Annotated in this window: 17 protein-coding genes, 1 pseudogene and 1 other annotated feature; of the genes and pseudogenes, 12 read left to right on the top strand and 6 right to left on the bottom strand. The window is 39.5% G+C overall.

From position 1 onward, the window contains the following. Positions 1 to 53: 53 nt before the first annotated feature. From MOO44_RS00420 to MOO44_RS00410, 3 genes are all read left to right on the top strand, one after another. The gene (locus tag MOO44_RS00420) at positions 54 to 1,334 is read left to right on the top strand and encodes a CAP domain-containing protein (RefSeq protein ID WP_260115949.1); all 1,281 of its coding nucleotides are present in this window, start codon (positions 54 to 56) and stop codon (positions 1,332 to 1,334) included. Positions 1,335 to 1,446: 112 nt separating this feature from the next. Next, positions 1,447 to 3,231, top strand: a complete 1,785-nt coding sequence (locus tag MOO44_RS00415) for an acid phosphatase (RefSeq protein ID WP_260115948.1) — start codon at positions 1,447 to 1,449, stop codon at positions 3,229 to 3,231. Positions 3,232 to 3,315: 84 nt separating this feature from the next. Next, entirely contained in the window at positions 3,316 to 3,909 is a 594-nt protein-coding gene (locus MOO44_RS00410) for a hypothetical protein (protein ID WP_260115947.1), read from the top strand. A gap of 45 nt (positions 3,910 to 3,954) precedes the next feature. Here MOO44_RS00410 and MOO44_RS00405 read toward each other — a convergent pair whose 3' ends face one another. After that, positions 3,955 to 5,142, bottom strand: a complete 1,188-nt coding sequence (locus MOO44_RS00405) for an MFS transporter (protein ID WP_260115946.1) — start codon at positions 5,140 to 5,142, stop codon at positions 3,955 to 3,957. Positions 5,143 to 5,303: 161 nt separating this feature from the next. Here MOO44_RS00405 and MOO44_RS00400 point away from each other — a divergent pair, with 161 nt between their 5' ends. Further along, positions 5,304 to 6,071 (top strand): threonine/serine exporter family protein, encoded by a 768-nt coding sequence (locus MOO44_RS00400; protein WP_260115945.1) that lies wholly within the window; start codon positions 5,304 to 5,306, stop codon positions 6,069 to 6,071. A 1-nt stretch (position 6,072) separates the two neighbouring features. After that, positions 6,073 to 6,537, top strand: a complete 465-nt coding sequence (locus MOO44_RS00395) for a threonine/serine exporter family protein (protein ID WP_260115944.1) — start codon at positions 6,073 to 6,075, stop codon at positions 6,535 to 6,537. A gap of 309 nt (positions 6,538 to 6,846) precedes the next feature. Here MOO44_RS00395 and MOO44_RS00390 read toward each other — a convergent pair whose 3' ends face one another. Together MOO44_RS00390 and MOO44_RS00385 are read right to left on the bottom strand one after the other, a co-directional pair. After that, positions 6,847 to 8,487 carry a peptide ABC transporter substrate-binding protein gene (locus MOO44_RS00390; RefSeq protein WP_260115943.1) on the bottom strand — a complete coding sequence of 547 codons (1,641 nt, stop codon included), beginning with the start codon at positions 8,485 to 8,487 and terminating at the stop codon, positions 6,847 to 6,849. Positions 8,488 to 8,499: 12 nt separating this feature from the next. Then, positions 8,500 to 9,687: a metal-dependent hydrolase family protein gene (locus tag MOO44_RS00385; protein WP_260115942.1), complete on the bottom strand. Its 1,188-nt coding sequence runs from the start codon at positions 9,685 to 9,687 to the stop codon at positions 8,500 to 8,502. A gap of 78 nt (positions 9,688 to 9,765) precedes the next feature. Then, positions 9,766 to 10,009, bottom strand: a binding site (T-box leader). A gap of 240 nt (positions 10,010 to 10,249) precedes the next feature. Here MOO44_RS00385 and MOO44_RS00380 point away from each other — a divergent pair. The 4 genes from MOO44_RS00380 (at position 10,250) to MOO44_RS00365 (ending at position 13,178) form a co-directional block, all read left to right on the top strand. Next, a complete protein-coding gene (locus MOO44_RS00380; RefSeq protein ID WP_260115941.1) occupies positions 10,250 to 11,602 on the top strand; it encodes a M20/M25/M40 family metallo-hydrolase in 1,353 nt (450 codons plus the stop codon). After that, complete coding sequence (locus tag MOO44_RS00375) at positions 11,599 to 12,231, top strand: pyroglutamyl-peptidase I (RefSeq protein WP_260115940.1); 633 nt, start codon at positions 11,599 to 11,601, stop codon at positions 12,229 to 12,231. The genes MOO44_RS00380 and MOO44_RS00375 overlap by 4 nt, the downstream gene beginning before the upstream one ends. A gap of 68 nt (positions 12,232 to 12,299) precedes the next feature. Further along, positions 12,300 to 12,659: a hypothetical protein gene (locus MOO44_RS00370; protein ID WP_260115939.1), complete on the top strand. Its 360-nt coding sequence runs from the start codon at positions 12,300 to 12,302 to the stop codon at positions 12,657 to 12,659. A gap of 18 nt (positions 12,660 to 12,677) precedes the next feature. Then, complete coding sequence (locus MOO44_RS00365) at positions 12,678 to 13,178, top strand: methylated-DNA--[protein]-cysteine S-methyltransferase (protein WP_260115938.1); 501 nt, start codon at positions 12,678 to 12,680, stop codon at positions 13,176 to 13,178. 48 nt (positions 13,179 to 13,226) lie between these two features. Here the strand turns inward: MOO44_RS00365 and MOO44_RS00360 are convergent, their stop codons facing one another. Next, entirely contained in the window at positions 13,227 to 14,828 is a 1,602-nt protein-coding gene (locus MOO44_RS00360; protein ID WP_260115937.1) for a putative polysaccharide biosynthesis protein, read from the bottom strand. Between the two features lie 189 nt (positions 14,829 to 15,017). Between MOO44_RS00360 and MOO44_RS00355 the strand changes: the two genes are divergently transcribed. After that, positions 15,018 to 15,305 carry a DUF5776 domain-containing protein gene (locus tag MOO44_RS00355; protein WP_260115936.1) on the top strand — a complete coding sequence of 96 codons (288 nt, stop codon included), beginning with the start codon at positions 15,018 to 15,020 and terminating at the stop codon, positions 15,303 to 15,305. A 58-nt stretch (positions 15,306 to 15,363) separates the two neighbouring features. Here MOO44_RS00355 and MOO44_RS00350 read toward each other — a convergent pair whose 3' ends face one another. Then, on the bottom strand, positions 15,364 to 16,452 hold the full coding sequence (locus tag MOO44_RS00350) for a C39 family peptidase (RefSeq protein ID WP_260115935.1): 1,089 nt from the start codon (positions 16,450 to 16,452) through the stop codon (positions 15,364 to 15,366). A 199-nt stretch (positions 16,453 to 16,651) separates the two neighbouring features. Here MOO44_RS00350 and MOO44_RS00345 point away from each other — a divergent pair. After that, positions 16,652 to 17,506: pseudogene (locus MOO44_RS00345) on the top strand (C40 family peptidase); the annotation flags it as partial. Between the two features lie 130 nt (positions 17,507 to 17,636). Here the strand turns inward: MOO44_RS00345 and MOO44_RS00340 are convergent. After that, positions 17,637 to 18,806, bottom strand: a complete 1,170-nt coding sequence (locus MOO44_RS00340) for an aminotransferase class I/II-fold pyridoxal phosphate-dependent enzyme (protein ID WP_260115934.1) — start codon at positions 18,804 to 18,806, stop codon at positions 17,637 to 17,639. 350 nt (positions 18,807 to 19,156) lie between these two features. Between MOO44_RS00340 and MOO44_RS00335 the strand changes: the two genes are divergently transcribed. Then, entirely contained in the window at positions 19,157 to 20,338 is a 1,182-nt protein-coding gene (locus MOO44_RS00335; protein ID WP_260115933.1) for a metal-dependent hydrolase family protein, read from the top strand. Positions 20,339 to 20,342: the final 4 nt, after the last annotated feature.

Genomic DNA, 20,342 nt, shown 5'->3' with positions numbered 1-20,342 from the left:
ACATTCAGTATTCATTGATGTTAGTATATCATAATAATTAAAGGGGTCTTTTTATGGATAAGAATAAACAGTATTTTAAGATGGGACTTGGGACCTTAATGGTCGGAACCGCTTTAATAACCGGTGGCATTTGTGCAACTGATTCCCCCACCGTTTATGGAGCCACCCAAAGTAAGGTCATTACGACCAAAACGGTTGTGAATTTAAAAAAGCAGCTTAAACAAAAGCAAGCGAAACTGGCTAAGGCCACTACAAAGGCGACTAAAGTCAAGTTACGTAAACAAATTAGCACTTTAAAAAAGCGGATTCAAGCAGCTAGTAAGGTTAAAACAACCACCAGTAAAACGACAAAGGCCAAGAAGCAGCAGAAACCAGTTGCCCAAAGTCAAGCGAGTTCACAAGCCAGCTCAACCGTAGCTAGTGCAAGTGTCCAAGCGACTTCAAGTGCGCAAGCTAGCGCTAGTGTTGAATCTAGTGCCTCATCGCAAGCGACCCCTCAGCAACCTGATTATGGATTTCAGTTTGTTAATAGTGATTCAATTAGCCCCCAAGCAACGTTCACTCCTGATAATCCAGACAACTTAAAAGTGGGTGATGGAGCAATTCTGTTAAGCGATAATAACTTAGCGATTTATAATTCATTACCAAGTAGTGATCAACCAGATGCAAGTACCGCCATTAGTAATCCCAAGGTTTATAACGGGACATTAATGTTAATTGATGACATTGAAACTAATCAGGCCGGAATTACGTATGCTAAGGTCACTAGTGTGGCTGATCCCAATAATAAAACGGTTGTCGGCTGGGTGATTATGAGTCAACTAAGGGTGGCAATTTCAGATGCCCAGGATTTAATGCGTGCACCTCAGAATACAGATGCAAGCAGCATTGATGATGTTAAGAGTGGGGCCCTTGCTGCATTAAATGCAATTCGTGCTAAAAATGGCCTCTCTACATTGAGTGAGGATTCTTTGTTAACCACAATTGCAAAAACTAGATCCCAGGACATCGTTACGGACTTTAGCCACGATGATGCCCAGGGCAATTCAATTGCAGAGAAATATTTAACTGCTGCCGGGATCTATGGTGGGGCTGCCGAGTATGATCGTTATGGTGAAAACCTAAGTGCAGATTTAAACACTAGGGACTTTTCTTACTATATGATTGGATACCAATCTGTTTATTCGATGACGTATGCTGATGCTAGTGATTCCAATTGGGGGCACCGGGAAAATATTTTAAACCCTAATTTCACTAATATTGGAATTGGTGTTACCTATGATTCAAATAAAAATTGTTTTTACATTGCATATGAATTTACCGGCGTGAACTAATTCCGCATTAGAATAATATTTTACATTATTTTTACATCGAACATACATTAAATATACAATGTTAGTTTAAGATGGGGTTGTAAAATAAAAAATGATGAGGCGGGATATGCAAATGCGAAAACGAATCCTAAGTTCCAGCGTATTAATTGGTTTAACCCTGTTAGGAATCAGTAGTTCCATTAATGTGAAAGCTGCTAAGACTAGTAATAAAGCAACGTTAGCAATTGATTCTGATCATAAGTCAGATGCCGGTCGTTACTTTATTCAAGACTATCAAACTAACACTAGCACCAATACGACTCCTGAAACGAATGCTTCAATTGATTTATTATCACAAATGAATCAATTATGGCAGCCCGGTTCCGATTGGAACGATGGAAAGCGTTTGAATACTAAAATTTTAGATGAAAATATCGGGTTGGCTGATAAAATTGCTAAGGATCGGACAAAGGCAGAAGCAGATCAATCATGGTTAGATGATAAAAACGACATGGATTATTCAGTACAGGAGGGGCTCGGTAATTTAACTGATTACTTTAGAAAAGTAGCTAATATTACCGGTGGTTATAAACAAGTGCCAACTGATGCTGAGACAAAGGATTATGATACTAATTGGAGTAAGCCGGAGGTAACCGGTGACACTAGTTCTAAATTAGGGAGCGTTGTTAAATTAGCCGATACATTAAAGGATGGTAACTATTCATCCAGTAGTAGTGCCAAGAAGTATTTCAAGTATCCCCGACCGTTTAGATGGGATGGAACCACTGTTACCAATGCACAGGACAATGGGGTTATTATTCCAACCCTAAAGTTATCTGCTAAAGCGGATCCAGTTAATGACTATGGATTTCCCAGTGGTCACACTAATAGTTCATACTTAACCGCATTTGCCCTTGCATATGCATACCCCCAAAAGTTTCAATCATTACTAACCCGGGCATCCGAAGTGGGCAATAACCGAATCGTGGCTGGTCGGCATTCACCACTAGACGTTATTGGTGGGCGGGTGCTTGGGACCGCCCTAGCAGCAGCCATTTTAAATGATCCTGCTAATGCTCAATTGAAGGCTGATGCTTTTAAACAGGCCCAAAGTGTTTTGAAGGATTCTAAGGGGGACAGTAATAGCTATGGAATGGATAATTCAAAGAAGAATTCCACCCAATACAACTATCGATTAACCTATGGATTTTCAAAGATTGCTAATTCAAAGCATTCCTATGTAGTGCCCAAGGGAGCCGAAGTGCTATTAGCCACTCGGTTACCATACTTAAATGCAAACCAAAGAAGAGCGGTCCTAGCAACGACCGAGCTGCCTACTGGGTACCCAATCTTGGATGATGGTGAAGGCTGGGGCCGGTTAAATCTATATAATGCTGCTAATGGTTATGGACAATTAGTAGCAAACACCCGCGTGAACATGGATGCAGCTAAGGGTGGCTTTAATGCTAATGATACCTGGAGCAACGACATTAGTGGAGTTGGAAAATTAACCAAGTTAGGAACCGGTTCACTACAATTAACTGGTCGAAATACTTTCAAGGGTGGCGTTGATTTAAACGCAGGTGCACTAATTGCTGGAAATGCGTCAGCATTGGGTTCTGGCAACGTAACAATTAATGGTGGAACACTTAAGCTAGCATCTAAACGGATAATTGTTAAGGGTAGCTATAAACAAACTAAGAATGCAACTACTACGCTTGCCAAACAGGGCCGCTTGATCGTGAAGCAGGGAGCTACCCTGGGCGGAACCCTTAAATTGAACGGTGGCGAATTTAAGAATGGCCAGAAAATCATTAGCTACGGTCATCATACTGGACAATTTAGTAAGGTTACTGGCCTGAGCCATGGGCTCCACATTGTTTATAATAATCATGATATAAGCATTGCTAAAAAATAATTGGCTCCATTTCTCGTTGCTGTTTATGATAAATTAGCTTAAAATAGTAACAATAATATTAAGTTAATTTGAAGGGATGGTTCTATGAGAAATGGTTTAAAGGATTTAGAATCTAACCAACGATACACATTTGTCGGGAAGTTCACTAGATTGGGGTACGCTGAAGAGTACAATGATGAAGATGGTTATTATTACCAACCAACAATCCTGTTTTTAGATGTTCATGATGATCAGGGTCACTTTATTACTGATCACGCTTGGGTCCATTACACCGAACCGTTCGTTCAACTCAATGAGTTAAAAGACGGAGATCTGGTAGGATTTAGCGCCCAGGTTCGCGCATATAAAAAGGGTGCCGGAATTAATAAAGTGACTGATTACGAGTTGATTGAAATTCAAGATGTGGTTCGAAAGAATAATGTTGATGCTCAGCGAGCTGGCGTGCCAAGTGAGAACAAACCATTAGTGGGTTACGTAATGGAACGGAATCGGGCATTTTATGAAAAGGCACAACGGAATATCGATGAGGAATATGCTCAGGCATATGACCAATGGTTACATCCAGATGACTATAGCAATGCGACTTCATACTCTGATGATGGTGATGACGATCAATCGGGGCTGGATCCGGAATTATTAGCTAAGTTAAAGCAATTTTCAGACGATAATTTAAAGTAAAAAAATAGTACGTCCAATAATCTGGACGTGCTATTTTAATTTGAACTATTTTTTAGGAGCCCTTTTGAATAATTGAACGATAAAGATAATGACCATCATAATCCCGATCAAGGCACCAAACAATCCAATTCCAGGTTGGGCACCCGAAAATGGTGAAATCGGATTTAAGAAGCCCATTACAATTGGTGAAATGGCCGTTCCAACGTTACAGCCCACTAGTAATACTGAATTAGCTAGTGCATTTGAGTTCTTAGGAGCAAGTTTATCAATGATATCGAAAATGTAGGTACCGGCAAGTGGAAAAGCGCCACCAACAATAATTTCACCAATTAATAACATCACCAGGCTTTGGGAGAAGTTCATGATTAACAGGCCTACTGTAAAGAACAATAACCCAATTGGCAATACAAATCGATGGAAGAGCTTAAAGAATTGACCGAATAAAAAGCCCATTGCCATGCTGACCAACGTGAATACTGTAATTACAAAACTCGCATCGGTAGCACTCCCTAGCTTGCCGTCAACAACGATGGCGGGAGTCATAACACTTACGGTTGCAAGCCCCATGGTCATAATTGCACAGAAGACTCCAGCCATGATGACAGGAAAGTTAACCTTTTCAGCTTGTTGCTTACCGTTTTTATCCACTGGATTATCCCATTTGATGGTGGGAACGACCCTCCAGAATAATACTAGAATTATCAGGATAAAGAAGTAGGCAAGAAACGATACCTGCCAACTGAGGTTTAGGAGTTGACCGACTAAGATGTTAACGATACACAGACCAATGGTTTCGAATGAAGTCCGGTTTCCCATCATTTGAGCCTTATCATTACCACTATAGAAAATATTAACGATGGTAATTGCAAGTGAGTTAATTAAACCAATTCCAATTCCAAAAATAATTCTAGTCCCTAGAATGAACCATAGGTTAGGGACAAATGCTGGTAGAATTCCGGAAATTCCCATTAATAAAATTCCGAGACCGATCATTTGCTTCAATCCAAATTTTCTGGCTAGTGGAGCCGACATCAATAGGACAATGAAGGCGGGAATTTGTTGAATTGTTGCTACCATATTCACAAGGGTAGCAGGGTAGTTAGAAAATGCTTTTTGCATTGCGGGTAATGCGGGTGAAATTGCAGTTCCAGTAGTAATGACTAGTGAAACCGCTAGAATAGCAAATCGATGGAGCCATGTTTTTTCATTCCAATTATTTTGATCAGCTGGCATTTATATCACTCCAATTATTTTAATTAGCTTGTTTTTTTATTCACGATTATTATAGCACCATTTAAAGCAAAAGAAAACGCTTACATTAATTATTTGTGATTTTTTTCATTTGTTGCATGCTATAATAATTTTAAAATTATTTGATTAGTGGAGGTGGAATTATGCGAACGAATGATGATGAGATTGCTAATTTTTGCTGTCGACTGGGATTAACCCTTTTAGAAAGTGGAGCTGAAATTAACCGGGTGGAAACCACCGTTGAATTTATTGGGCACAAAGCAGGATTAGCAGATTTACAATGTTATGCTGAATTAGGGGTTATTTTTGTTTATTATGAACGTGGAATTAAAAATCAAATTATGAAGATTAAGGGGCACGATTTTAATTTTCAGAAAGTAGATGAAATTAATAACCTATCTAGGCAGTTCGTCGAAAATAAGATTACATATTCATACTTGCAGCGTGAATACTATCGAATTAGAAGTAAGGTGATTGATTTTACCTTACGTAAAAAAATTTTTGCTGCTGGATTAGTTTCAGTAGCACCGTTATTATTGTTTCACACAAATTGGTTAAACCTCTTCTTTTCCTTTTTTGTGGGGATTTTAGGGTATTTAGCAACGATGGTCATGACAGGACGAACTAAAACTCCCTATCTGAATGTTGCAGTGGGTGGGTTTGTAATTGGACTATTAGCAATGACAATTAATCTATTAGTTAGTGGTACTAATGATGATATGATTATTTTTAGCTCATTAATGCCGATCGTTCCAGGAATTGCATTAACGAATTCGTTTCGAGAAATAATGGCTAAAAACATCTTGTCAGGATTGATTTTAGGAATGGATGCCACGATGGTAGCAATATCAATTAGTGGTGGGGTAATCATTGGTAAGTTAGTGGTTAAAATGTTGATTGGTGGGATATAAGATGGTAATTGGTGTTGAATTTTTGTTTGGATTCTTGTCAACGTGGGGCTTCGGGGTCATTACAAACGTCCCCCGCAGGACATTGATTGCTTCTGGGATCGTTGGAGCACTGGCGTGGTTGGTGTATATCTTTGCAGACGGATGGGGAGCCAACGTGATCGTTGCTAACCTTCTTCCTGGAATCACAGTCGGGTTATTTGCAAACGTTGAATCGATGCTAATTAAGACCCCCGTTAACCTTATTTTTGTGCCAGCCGTGATTTCGTTAGTACCAGGTGCATTATTTTATAAAAGCATGGAACAGTTAACCCTTGGATTGAATATGCTTGCAATGCATGGGTTGTTAAAAACATTGCTGATTGCTTTTTCATTGGGAATCGGGTTTATTATTGGCGAAGTTTGTTTTAGGATTTTAAAGCCATTGATTAGAAGGTTGATTCATTTTAGATTTAATTATAAAAAATAAATTACAAATTATATTAGTTTTTGATTAAAATTATCATTTACTTTTAATTATAGATATTGTAGAATGTTACCAGGTTGAATAATTAATTGGTTTAACAAGCAGACTCCTTTAATAACTTTTAAGTATAAATTCTGTTGTTATTACATAATTATTTAATCTAACTAGGTACATCATTAATTTTCCTCGAATAATGCCACTATCTTTTGGTAGTGGTATTTTAGTGTAGTGAGATCGTGATGATTCGATTTTAAATTAAACAATAAAAATAAGAATTGCAATTCATTAATTGCAATTCTTATTTTTAGTTAATTATTTAACGTAGGCCTTTGAAAAGTCCCAAGCGGTGCTAGCTGAAGGGTTGTAACTTAATCCCTTGATGTTAGTCTTCATTACTACCGGAGCAGTATTTTGGTAGAATGGGATGTTTCCTTGGTCGTTTGCATATACCTTTTCAGCTTGAACCAGGTCGTTCCAACGTTTGTCTGGGTTGTTAGCGTCTTGGTTTTCTGATTTATCAAGGTAAGCATCGAACTTGCTGTTCTTCCATTTACTAAAGTTCAATGAACTATCTGATTTCTTGATACTAAGGGCAGCAACTGGATCAGGGAAGCTAGGATCCCAACCGGAAACACACATATCGAACTTACCGGAGAAGAGTCGAGCAATTCTTTGTTGACGTGGTAAGTTAACGTTAGTTACCTTTAAGCCTGGTAATTTCTGGAAGTTACTTTGTAAGAATTCAGTGGTCGACTTAGCACTATCGGTATCATCGTACGTTAAGGTTAGGTTCAATGACTTCAAGCCCAGTTCTTTCATGCCCGCTTTCCACAACTTCTTAGCTTCTGCTAAGTTGTATTCAGTAGCTGATTTAACGTATGCAACATCAGCGAAGTCCTTACCATTGTGGTACGCAAGGTCATTACCAACAAAGCCCTTAGTAGGAGTTGATCCATCGCCTAAGACATCCTTAACGAATTGTTCACGATTAACGGCCATTGATAGTGCCTTTCTAATCTTAAGGTTCTTAAATGCTGGGACCTTATCTTGATTTAATTCGATAAAGTTTGAGTAAACGGTCTTGTTTTCACGGTAGCCAGGGTCGTTCTTGAAGTGTTCCACTTGTTGCTTACCATTTAAACTAAGTTCGTCTAACTTCCCAGTCTGGAATTCATTCAATCCGGTTTGGTCATCCTTAACAACGTGCATATTAACCCGTTGTAATTTAACTGATGATTTATCCCAGTATTTATCATTTTTAACTAGGCTCCAAGTATCGTTGGTGCCAGTCCAGCCAGTGGCTTTGAATGGTCCGTTGTATACTTGACTAGCACTGTTGGTCCCATATTTCTTTCCATATTTATTAACAACTTTTTCGTTTTGTGGCAAGAAAGCAGGGGCTGTAACTAAGTATTTAAAGTAGCTTTGTGGTTTGGATAGCTTAACCACTAATGTATAGTTGTTTGGTGCTGATACCCCTAATTTAGTAGGTGCCATCTTCTTACTTTGGATGGCTGCATAGTTTTCAACGTGATCATAAAGATATGCATCTTGGGAAGCAGTTTTAGGATTAACGGTTCTTTGGAATCCATAAACAAAGTCCCTGGCAGTAACCGGATCACCATTGCTCCACTTGGAGTGGCGTAACTTAAATGTATAGGTCTTTCCATCCTTAGAAACGCTGTAGCTTTTTGCGACCGCTGGGACAACGCCCTTCCCATCAGGATCCTTTAGCAATCCCTGGTCGACGTTTCCAAGGGCGGTTGCGCTATTAACATCGATACATTTGGATGGGTCTAACGTGATTAAGTTGGCGCTTTGCATCCAGTTGATCGTTTGATTTTTGGCGGTATCACCACCATTTGAAGATTGACTTGAGGATGAGCCACAACCGGCTAACCCAAGGGCCACTAGTAGGGTGGCTGCTCCTGTTTCTAATAGTTGTTTTTTCATAGTAAAATCCTCCTAATATTCTTTATGACCGTGTTTATACACGTTTTTATCTAGTTGTTGAACGGCTTTAACATCCGCTAGCGGATCATGATCTAAGACCAAGAAATCGGCATACTTACCGGGTTCGAGGGTCCCATAATCATCTAATTGCATTAATTCTGCAGAGTGCCTAGAAGTACTGAGTGCATCGAAGTTTGAGAAGCCCTCCTTTTCAACCAGGAGTTCAAATTCCTTTGGCGTTTTGGCAAAATCATTGTAAGGAGTACCAGCATCGGTACCTAAAGTGACGTGAACACCCTTAGCATAAGCATTATGAACGTTATGATATAGATCGGATAAGGCGTTGTTCAATTTATCGAGTTCCCATTTGGGGAGGGTGTTTTGACCATATTCAGCGATACACCATGCTGAAACGATTGTTGGAGTAAGGTATGTATGATGTTTAAGCATCATTTCGACTTCTTCATCATTGACATAGAAGCCGTGCTCAATTGAATCCACTCCAGCTAACAAGGCGTTCATAATCCCGGGATTACCTTCTGCATGGGCAGCAACTACCGCATGCTTGTGATGGGTTTCTTCAACGGCGACCCTTAATTCTTCGACCGTTAATTGGGGCTCATCCATGTAATCACCAGGCGACATTACTCCACCGGTAGCCATTACCTTAGTCGATTGGGCACCATTTTTAAAGTTTTCCCGCACCGCCTTACGCATTTCATCAGGGGAGTCCACCGTTTTACCACCGTCTGGATAGTCCCCATGACCACCAGTCATCGTCATTGCCCGACCAGCTGCCATTACTTCTGGCACCTTTTTCAACTTGCCTTCACGCTGCATCCTAGCGAGCGTCGTATCTAGTCCGTACGTGCTCCCGCATTCTCGAACGTATGTAACACCAGACTTTAACAGGGTCTTCAAATTTTCCACCGCCCGAACGGCAGTTTCAGTTTGATCAGCCTGGGGAGCCCCATCAAATGCGTTTGAATCTAGCGTAACGTGGGTGTGGCAATTAACTAATCCAGGCATTACGTATTGTTGATGTAAATCCATGGTCGTATCGGCATTAGGATGTTTCTGGCCAGTCCCCATGTCCACGAATTTGCCCGTTTCTTCATCCACGAGCATCCATGAATCAGCCGTTACTTTGTTATCCTTACCATTAAATAGGTTAACGTTAACAAAGAGGGTTTTGCTCATATAAAATCAAACCTTTCTAAGAGTAATATTTAAATCACATTCGAATCAAAAAAGCGTCCTTTATTTTCATAATTGAAAATAAAGGACGCTTTTCAAGCGCGGTACCACCTTTTGTTATGTCGAACGAACAAAGTCGTGACGACATCACTCTAACAAACCCGTTGATTTGCAGATTCGATAATGGGAATTCCCAGCGCGGATTACATTGTCACCCGGCAGCTCATAGATGATTTTCATACTCAAAGTTAATAATTCCTTTCACCATTATGGAATCTCTCTTTGATTACTTTTGAGTACTACTGGTTCTAATTAACGCTTTTATTTAATTGATTCGGTCATGTGATTTAATAAATATTATTTTAATTCATTTTTAATAATTGTCAACGTTTATTTTGAAATAAATTAAATATTTTTTAGATAACATTTTTAAATGCTGATTTAACAGTGTTTAAATAAGAATTTTTGATTCAAAAAATTTAATTCAAAAGTAATGCAAATATTTTCTAATTCATTTATAATTATCATTAAAAATAAATTAGAAAATGAGAGGAGCGGTGGTCCAATGACTGAACACACCTTCTATGAATACGTTAAAGCGCACACAACTGACTTTTTTGATTACATACGATTTCGAAGTATTTCGGCACAAAATCAGGAAATTCCTGAAACTGCCGACTGGCTAGTCCAGCAATTTAATGCACTGAATGCACAACAAGCGACTAAATGGAATGATCAGGGGGGCAACCCCGTCGTCTTTGCGGAGTTCAAGGGCCATTCTGATAAAACAATCTTATTTTATAACCATTACGATGTTCAACCCCCAGAACCATTAGCTGAGTGGCGGAGTGATCCGTTTGAACCAACAGTCAATGATGGCAAAATTTATGCCCGTGGAATTTGTGATGATAAGGGTGAATTAATGTCTCGACTGACGGCGATTCAATACTTTCAGACTCACGGTGGCCTGCCGGTAAACGTTAAATTCTTTGTAGAAGGGGGCGAAGAAGTGGGCAGTCCCCACATTGAAGACTACGTTGCTGCCCATCGAGAAGCATTAAGTTCTGATGTTTGTATTTGGGAAGGTGGCGGTAAGGACGAAAATGATCACTTTCAAATTACCTGTGGCCTTAAGGGGATTGTTGATTTCGACTTATCAGTCACCACTGCTGATAAGGATATTCATTCATCGCTGGCTGCTTATGCACCTAACGCTGCTTGGCGATTAGTCCAGGCCCTTGCTTCATTACGTAGCCCTGATGGGAAGGTATTAGTGAAGGGTTTTTATGATGATATTGAACCGTTAGATGATACGACCAGAGCTTTTATATCTAAAATGCAATTCAATGCGGAGAAAGCCGCTAATAACGTGGGCCTAAAGCGGAGCTTAATTACTGATGATCCAGCATATCAACTGGTGAATGGTGCTACCATGACGATTAACGGGATCTCATCTGGTTACGAGGGGGATGGAATTAAGACCATCATCCCGAAGGCGGCTTCTGCTAAGGCGGATTGCAGATTGGCACCGGGGCAGGATCCGGAAAAGGTGTTCGATTTAATTAGCAAGCAATTGGTAGCTAATGGCTTTACTGATGTAAAGCTGCACTATAATATCGGCGAGAAACCCTTCCGGACCAACATGAATGATCCGTTTGTAAAGTTAAATGAACGGGTTGCTAAGTCCGTTTATGGCAATAACGTGGCAGTGATTCCAAATACCCCTGGCGGTGGGCCTGCATATCCATTTTATGACGTATTACACGATCCAATTTTGATGGTTGGCATTCACTATGCCGGTAGTGGTCCCCATGCGCCAAATGAACACATTCGGGTTACTGATTATCAACAAGGAACTGTCTTTATGATGGAATTATTGGATGCCTATGGTAAGGAAGGGGAGGCCGATGCGAAATGAAAATTTTAGTAACCGGTTTTACCCCGTTCGATAATCACGAACGGAACCCATCATTGGATATTTTACACTCACTACCTGATGTTTTAGATGTGGCCGAGATTATTAAACAGCCACTGCCAACTGAGTTTGAACGAGGGGCCCAGTTAGTCACTAGTGCAATCGATAAACACCAACCAGAGTTTGTTTTAAATATTGGCCAATCCGATGGACGAAGTGGCATCACCCCGGAATTAGTGGCAGTTAATTTGGATGATGCTAGAATGCCTGATAACATTGGGGCACAACCTAAAAATCAGGTGATTCATGCTGATGGCGAGACCGAATACTTTAGTAACCTCCCAATTAAAACGATCGTAAGGAATATTCGGGACTTAGGGTTGGCTAGTTTTATTTCTACTTCTGCTGGCAGTTATGTTTGTAACCATGTAATGTATGAGGTTCAGTATCTGATGCATAAAAAATATCCTAATATGAAGTCGGGATTCATTCATGTGCCATCTAACTACTCTGATAATGATAGTACTCCTACAATGGCGCTGGATGATGAAGTGGATGGAATTAAAATTGCCTTGTTAACAATGCTTTACCACTTAGATGACAATATTACATTAGATCATCCTTATGATTAATTATTATCACAGTTGTTCGGAATAACTGCTATAATTAATAAAAGGCCAATTTTAAGGAGGTAATTAAAATGATTAAAAAAACGGCTCGCCATTTGGTTACTGGGATGATCATAACTGCTGGTGCGTTTACCTTATTTGGTGGTTTTAATCATGTAAGTGCGGCAGTATCAAATCGAGTTAGCCAGACTAATTCAGTGCATAGTGGACATCATATTAATCGCCCACCACAAAATAATGGTTACCATGCTGGTAACAATGCCAATAATGAATTTGATAAATTTAGAGTGATTCGAATTGCACGGGCTAAACGAGCAGTGAACCGTGCTAAGTGGTATGCTAATCATGCTAGAAGTAAGCAGAGTATTCGACGTGCTAATCAAAATTTAGTTAAAGCGGAGCAACAATTGAATAATGCTAATCGCTTTTAACGTCAGTTAGGAACTAAAATGAATTATCAATATGTTTATGAGACCCAAATTGGTCCAGTGACCATGTTAAGTGATGATCGATATTTATTGGGCCTTTGGCTTAAGAATCAACGATATTTTGGGGCTGATTATAATTTAGATGCAGCTTTAACCAAATTAACGGTTCCAATTGAGGCTGCAATTAATTGGTTGGATGATTACTTTGCTGGCAATCATCCTGATGTTAAAATGGTGCCACTAAATCCTGTCACGACTAGTTTTCGCAAGCAGGTCTTTAACGAATTACTAATGGTGCCGTATGGACAAACCATTACCTACGCTGCCATTGCTGAAGCGATTCAAAATGATGCATCAAAATCTAAAAATTTGGCTAGGGCGGTCGGTGGAGCTGTTGGACATAATCCAATTGCGCTTATCATCCCTTGTCATCGGGTTATTGGTAGCGATGGCCAAATGACTGGATATGCCGGTGGAATTCCCAATAAACGTTTTCTGCTAAATTTTGAACAAAGCACTTAACCGAAATTAAAAAACATCGTGCCTGATTTTCAAGCACGATGTTTTTTATTAACGCTGATTAATGGAACGATAACTAATCGGTTCTCCAAATAACGCTTTGGCAGTTCCAGTTCGATTGGCAATTAGTACGTATGTTAGTAGGAAGAAGAGTCCATAAATTGCTAAATATAAAAAACTACCGAATCTAGTAACTGGTTGGAACCATTGTTGAATGGTAAAAAAGAAGATGCTCATGATAATGATCAAGAACGAGTTCGTGTATAAAATAGGAACTAATGAACCCAACTTGACTCCATAGAGGGTGTTTATTTTAATGTAACCTAGCAATAAAATTATCAAAAATGCAAAGTCAGTAGCGATAATGGCACCACTAGCACCAAAGAGCTTAAGCATTGGTAGTTGTAAGATTAACTTGACCATGATGCCAGCGGTCATATAAATAACCGCCTTTTTGCTTGCATGGAGCGATTGCAGTAATGTTAATACATTAATTGCTAGCCCTAAGAAGATGCTTTGAATGATATTTTGAACTAAATAATAGGTCCCAACCGAATCATGGGTAAATAGAATCGTATAAATGGGTCCAGAAGCAAAACCGGCAATAATTACAATCGGTAACATAAAGAATAACAGTAGCTTATAGTTTTCTAATAACAGCTTGTTAATCTGAGTCCACTGCTTTTTAGCATGTAATTCTGAAAATAGCGGTAAACTAGTTTCAGAGACGGACGTTACTAATGAAATGATAATGGTAGTGATTTTACTAGGGTTAGCAGATGAGACAGTGTACAGGTAGTTGACGTAGTCAGCTGCAAGATGATTAGCGTTTACTAGTACCTGTTTAAAGAAGACTTGATCAATCAATTGGCTAATTGTAATACATGAACCCACTAGCACGAATGGAATTGATGCATACCACAATCCCAAAATAGTTGAGGTGAAGTTATTTAACTGCCGGGGTTCACTTTTAGCGAGCTGGCGTTGATATTCCCCTCTTTGATGATGACCATAGAAGAAGAGGTATAAATAACTAATTAATGAACCAACAAATGCCCCAAACACACTAAAGTAGACTGCGATAATGTAGTGATAATGAAGGACTTTGATGATAACAAAGGTCGAAATAATAATAAACAAGACCCTAGACAGCTGTTCCCAAAGCTGTGAAATTCCGTATGGCTTCATGTCACTATGGCCCTGAAACCAGCCACGAATCATACTCATTGACGGTAGGATGATGATGGCTGGCACTAACATGCGGATGGATATCACTGCCTGGTGGACTGACTGAACGGGACTATTCCGGGCAATCACCGGTGCTAAAATGTATAGGGCGATTCCACAGATCAGTCCCGCAAGGACCATAATGATAAATGCGAGTTTAGTAACGTAAACTCCGTCTAAATAACGATTCCTGGAGTTCAGTGATGCTACCTGCCTGGCAATTACCGATGGTAATCCTGCAGTTCCAACCGCAATTAACAGTGCATATGGGGTATATGAGGCGTTAAAGACCGCCTGGGCGTTTAATTGATTGCTATAGCTTCCAATCATTATCAACCAGGGAATTAGATAAACGATGCCTAAGACCCTGGAGATAATGCTACCAAAGGAGAGCCAAAACGATCCTGATAACATTTTCTTATTCAAAAAAATCCCTCGACTTCTAATAATTAATTCTTTTTATTATTACACAAAAATTAGTTGTGTAAAAGTTAGTTTTCTTTAATCACGATGATGACTTATTCAGAACAATTAAAACTATTCTAAAACTACATTATATAATAAAATGGTTATAGGTGGTTAGCTAATTTTAAATACTGAAGGGAGCAATCAATAATGAAACGAACTATAATTACCATGGTCTTGAGTGGGTTATTAATGGGTTGGATGTCAATGATTAATCCGGTTATAAAAGCAGATCGTGGGAACGTAGTCAAAACACTACATAAAATCAACATTTATAGTAGTCCTAAATTTAGCAATGCTAAGGTTTTAGGTAGTTACGCTAAACATAAACGGGTTATGTTTAGCAAATTGGTATCAGTTGGTGGGATGACTAGATTTCAATTGGAGAATGGTCACTACATTACTGCCAATAAGCGCTATGTTGAGTTACTTAAATGATTAAATTAAAAATCCTGACCATAGTTCAATGCTATGGCCAGGATTTTTAAGATTGAGGTTAGTAAGTAATTGCTCTCATTTTATCATGACGACGATGAATGTTGATGGCCGAAATCGACATGCTGGTTCTAGTGCCTAACCACGGATCGTTATAATAGATTCGATCCTTGGTGAAACCAGTGACGGTTAAAGCATGGTTAGGAAATCCGTCAACATTAGCAACGTAAATTACAATTGGATGACTATGTTTTTGAAGGTAGTGTTTGAGGTAGTTAGTTGACTTACCAGTAAGATTGACACTAGTTCCAATATAATGGCGAACCAACTTCATAAGGGCGGGTGGATAGATGTACCAACCCGATTTTGAATACGGACTCCCAATGAAGCCCTTATCAGGATTAGAACTACGCGGCATTTTATTAGCCATGAATGTCTTACGATATTTTTTACCGGTGGCATAATTGATCATCATGGTAACGGCGGTAATTTCACACCCGGTTGGTAGTTGTGGGCGTTGCTTAATTAATGGCACGTTATTTAACTTAAATGCCGAATTGGCGAAGGCAGCTTGGTTAATCCAGCCCCTGTCGTTACCGTTATGGAAAATATGGGCATAAGTACCAGTTTTAGTCTTTTCAATAGCACTTACCTGGACCCATTTGCCACGTAAATTGCTAGTATTTGAAAAGGCCTTGATTGATGCTTTTTGGGTATTATAAGCGCCACTTCGATAAGTATTCGTTTTTCGTTGAACGATTTTAGAATAATTTACCCGTTGGGATTTAATGATCTGATTGTACTTATGTCTGATGGGTTTAGGGTGTTTACTAGGTGGATTCCCATTATTGGTTGGCGTTTGCTGGTTAGCTTGCGAGCTAGCATTGTTCTGGTTGGAACTTGCGGTACTTTCAGCTGAACTACTGGGAACATTTGAACTAGCACTACTTGCTGCACTTTGTGACGAGTTCGTTGCGGCTGAACTACCACTATCTTGCGCCGAAGATTGGGTAAGGTTAATCTTACTTTGGTTATTGATAACGGTAGGACTATCAGCATGCGCCACCTTAGCCTGATTAGGGTAGTTAATGGAAATAACTGCTAACGGGGCAATTAAAGCAGTTACTAATAAACTTTTGTTCATATTCATAAAAGATACTTCCCTCTGATTATTAATTAATTACAGATTGAAACAATTATTTTAAATTGTATTAAAACATTAAGAAAATGTAAAGGGTTTGGTAAAATATAATATTTTTATATTAAAAAATTATGGGTAGTGTTAATATGTTAATGAATTCTTAAATTTTACATAACGGAAGAAGGAAATTTAAATGGTAAAGTGGAGAAGGGTTTTGGCTGCATTAGGAGCAGTTTCTATTTTAGCATCATTGGGAATTGGTCTGAATAGTTCCAACTCCGTAAAGGCCAAACAAAGGGTTTATCAAAACCCAAAGCGCTATTATCAAATCGCAAGTAAACAAATTCAACCAGTTGGGAAGGTCGGCTATACCGTCAAACTGGGTTATGAAGGTATTAAAACTGAAATGGTAATGCGTAAAGTTGGCGTTAATATGGGCCCCTTAGGAACTGGTCACTATGAATATAATTATGCAGCTAAAAATGCAGTCAAAAACTTCCAAAAGAAACACCATTTAAAAGCAACTGGCAATGTTGACGTGAACACATGGGTAAAGTTGGGCTTTAAGCGTTCGCAATTTTACAGCATTGATAGATATGTAGCCCCATTGGGTGCTAAGATCACCCAGGGACGGAAAGCACATATTGAAGCCGCAATTAAGCAGGCTTATAAATACTTGGGACGTCCTTATATTTACGGGGCTTCATCGAGTCCTGCCTATGGGAATGATTGTTCAGGATTGGTGGTTCAAGCGCTTTATGCCGGTGGAATTAACCCCGCCCCCGTTAGTGCAATTCAACACGCCCACCCAGGTAACGAATGGAACTCCCGTCGACTATGGGCTTCTAAGAAATTTAAGTTTGTTCCGTTCAATCAACGGAAGCGTGGCGACTTAATCTTCTACTACCAACCAGGAACTAAAACCATTTGGCACGTTGCGCTTTACTTAGGGAAGGATAAGATGATTGAAAGTTGGCCACCACGGGTTCAGGTTTCAAGTATCTATGCTAGATCCACTCACACGGGCTATGTTGCACGGCCATGGGTTGAAAATGAAAAATAAAGCAAAGGGAACTAAATCATGAAAAATTGTAAAATTATTATCATCTATATTTTTAAATAGGATGAATCTAATCATTGTAAACTAAAAAGTCCCAGCCTAGTAAATAACTAGGTTGGGACTTTTTAATTAATTAGTCGTTTTTAACTGCTAAAAAGGACTTGATTCTGTTCATTGACTCCGTTAGATCATCAAAACTAGCTGCGTAACTGATTCTGAAGTATCCTTCACCACCAGGGCCGAATGCTGAACCAGGAACCACACCAACGTGAGCATCTCGCGCCAGTGCCAGGCAAAAATCAACGCTAGTGCCATCAAAGTTATCCGGAACCTTTGCAAAAATGTAAAATGCCCCTTCCGGATTAACAACGCTGATGCCTACCGATGCTAACGCACTAGTTACTAAGTCACGGCGTTGTTTATAAACATCCCTCATTGGAGCTGCATCGTTAATCCCGTTGGTGAATGCCTCGATGGCAGCGGCCTGAATAAATGCTGAAATGTTATAGGTATTAAATAAATGGACTTTTTTAAGTTGCTTCATAAGTGGAGCTGGGGCAAAGATAACCCCTAATCGCCACCCGGTCATTGCATGTGATTTTGATAGTCCGTTAAAGACGATTGTTTGATCGCGCAGGTACTTAGCGAACGAATGGTGTTGACCACCATAGGTAATTTCACTATAGATTTCATCACTAATGACGATGGTGTCATAATTTTTAACGACATCCGCAATGGCCTTTAATTCAGCTTCACTATACGTCCGGCCCGTTGGATTATTGGGACATGTAAGAATTAATCCCTTTGCATTTGGATGGTGTTGCAACGTTTCGGCTAGTTTATCAGCGGTAAGCTTGAAGCCGTCATTGGAAGTATCAATGAAAACGACCTTACCACCAGCCACTTGAACTGCTCCGGCGTACACCGGAAAGGCTGGGGCTGGTATCAAGATTTCATCGCCAGGGTTCAACAGTGCTAGATAAACATCTAAGATGGCCTCGCTAACCCCGATTGTGATAACGATCTCTGACTCAGGTTCATAATGGACATCGTATTTCTTAGCTAGAAAATCAGATGCAGCCCGTCTGGTTTCAATTGCACCTTCTGGGGCTGTGTAGTGGGTTTGATCGGTATTGATGGCTTTAATAGCAGCTGCTTTAATGTGTTCAGGGGTCTTAAAGTCTGGTTCCCCGACCGTTAATTTGATTAAATCGGGGGTGCCAGCAATCTGTTGACTAAATGTAGAAATTCCCTCTGGCTCGATTCCAGCAATATTACTGTTGATAATTTTTGATAAATCCATATGAAGATCACCTCTTGATTAGATTAAATGGGACATTTTATTACAATTTGCATCCAAAATCATCATTAATTAATGAAATTGAACTAGCTAACAACGTTAAAATATAAAAGTTATTTATATATATGCATTATATTACACTTTAAAAAATAATATGCAATTATTTTTAAGCTTAAATTAATTTAAAATTAGAAAATAACATTGATTAAATGCTTATTTCGCTAATTATTAGAATTTATTATTAGAAAAAGATTAAAAATGACATTGACGTCTCTTATTTAAAATTGTATAATTATCCCAATTTAATTGATGTTATCAAAAATAACATTCAAACGCTAAGGGAGTGCGTGTTTATGAAGGTAAAGTTATTTAAGAACGTGAACGTATTTGTAGGAACGAAGGATGAAACCCTAGCCGATGCTTGGGTCCTAGTGGATGAAGCTACTGGTAAGATTACTGAAGTGGGGCAGGGGAAAGCACCACAAGCTGATTCAGAAGTTGATCTAGCTGGGCAATACTTAATGCCAGGGATGGTAAATGCTCATACCCATGTAACCTTAGATCCATTTAGCCATGATGGTGATGGTTTTGCGGACATCGTAACTGTTACGACACGGGCCATTCAGCATTTACGTTCACTCCTTAAATCGGGGGTTACATATGTCCGTGGTTGTGGAAGCTCATATGGAATCGATCGGGACCTTGCCAGATTACAGCGGACTGGTAAATTACCGCAGGTGCCGAGAATTATGCCATCAGGGGCGCCAATGACGATGACTGGTGGGCATGGCATTTTATTTCACGGTGGGAACGAAGTCGATTCTCCCGATGAAATGCGGAAGGGCGTGCGGACCAACTTTGCTGAGGGAGCCGAATGCATTAAGGTTATGGCAACTGGTGGAATCATGTCGATCAATGATAATATGTTACAACCACAATTGAAGGTGCCAGAAATTAAAGTTGCCGTTGAAGAGACTCATAGTAAAGGATCAATCGTTGCCGCCCATGCTGAAGCTAATCCTGGCATTATGAATGCGATCGAAGCGGGGGTGGATTCGATTGAACATGGTGACTATGTAACAGATGAAGAAATTCAATTGATGATTAAGAAACACATTTACTTAGTGCCAACCATTTCGGTCGTTAAGAGCGTTGATGATCATAGTGATGAACTTCCTGATTGGGAAGTTGCTAAAAACCGACAATGTATGGAGGTCGGGTTTAAAAACTTTAAGAATGCTTATCAAGCAGGGGTGAAGATTGCGTTAGGAACCGATGCGGGTTGTCCATATGCATACTTCAATGCGACCCCAGTTGAATTTGAATTAATGGTCAATAAATTGGGAATGTCTAATTTTGATGCCCTTTCTACTTCGCGCCACTCAGCTGAGTTAATGAAGCTATCCGAGTATGGCACAATCGAAGCCGGTAAATACGCTGACTTTTTAGTTCTAAAGACGAATCCGTTGGAAGATATTAAGGCGGTTCAACAGCCAGACAAACAGGTTTATCAACACGGACAACGTCAATTTTAGCTTA

The sequence above is a fragment of the Nicoliella spurrieriana genome (assembly GCF_023380205.1).
Classification (GTDB): Bacteria; Bacillota; Bacilli; order Lactobacillales; family Lactobacillaceae; genus Nicoliella; species Nicoliella spurrieriana.
The sequence above is the reverse complement of the archived record's forward strand: the minus strand, read 5'-3'. Positions and strand labels throughout refer to the sequence as shown.

Excerpts from the sequence above, each read along its gene's own strand:
- MOO44_RS00420 (WP_260115949.1), top strand. The coding sequence starts at position 54 with ATGGATAAGAATAAACAGTATTTTAAGATGGGACTTGGGACCTTAATG.
- MOO44_RS00415 (WP_260115948.1), top strand. The coding sequence starts at position 1,447 with ATGCGAAAACGAATCCTAAGTTCCAGCGTATTAATTGGTTTAACCCTG.
- MOO44_RS00410 (WP_260115947.1), top strand. The coding sequence starts at position 3,316 with ATGAGAAATGGTTTAAAGGATTTAGAATCTAACCAACGATACACATTT.
- MOO44_RS00405 (WP_260115946.1), bottom strand. The coding sequence starts at position 5,142 with ATGCCAGCTGATCAAAATAATTGGAATGAAAAAACATGGCTCCATCGA.
- MOO44_RS00400 (WP_260115945.1), top strand. The coding sequence starts at position 5,304 with ATGCGAACGAATGATGATGAGATTGCTAATTTTTGCTGTCGACTGGGA.
- MOO44_RS00395 (WP_260115944.1), top strand. The coding sequence starts at position 6,073 with ATGGTAATTGGTGTTGAATTTTTGTTTGGATTCTTGTCAACGTGGGGC.
- MOO44_RS00390 (WP_260115943.1), bottom strand. The coding sequence starts at position 8,487 with ATGAAAAAACAACTATTAGAAACAGGAGCAGCCACCCTACTAGTGGCC.
- MOO44_RS00385 (WP_260115942.1), bottom strand. The coding sequence starts at position 9,687 with ATGAGCAAAACCCTCTTTGTTAACGTTAACCTATTTAATGGTAAGGAT.
- MOO44_RS00380 (WP_260115941.1), top strand. The coding sequence starts at position 10,250 with ATGACTGAACACACCTTCTATGAATACGTTAAAGCGCACACAACTGAC.
- MOO44_RS00375 (WP_260115940.1), top strand. The coding sequence starts at position 11,599 with ATGAAAATTTTAGTAACCGGTTTTACCCCGTTCGATAATCACGAACGG.
- MOO44_RS00370 (WP_260115939.1), top strand. The coding sequence starts at position 12,300 with ATGATTAAAAAAACGGCTCGCCATTTGGTTACTGGGATGATCATAACT.
- MOO44_RS00365 (WP_260115938.1), top strand. The coding sequence starts at position 12,678 with ATGAATTATCAATATGTTTATGAGACCCAAATTGGTCCAGTGACCATG.
- MOO44_RS00355 (WP_260115936.1), top strand. The coding sequence starts at position 15,018 with ATGAAACGAACTATAATTACCATGGTCTTGAGTGGGTTATTAATGGGT.
- MOO44_RS00350 (WP_260115935.1), bottom strand. The coding sequence starts at position 16,452 with ATGAATATGAACAAAAGTTTATTAGTAACTGCTTTAATTGCCCCGTTA.
- MOO44_RS00340 (WP_260115934.1), bottom strand. The coding sequence starts at position 18,806 with ATGGATTTATCAAAAATTATCAACAGTAATATTGCTGGAATCGAGCCA.
- MOO44_RS00335 (WP_260115933.1), top strand. The coding sequence starts at position 19,157 with ATGAAGGTAAAGTTATTTAAGAACGTGAACGTATTTGTAGGAACGAAG.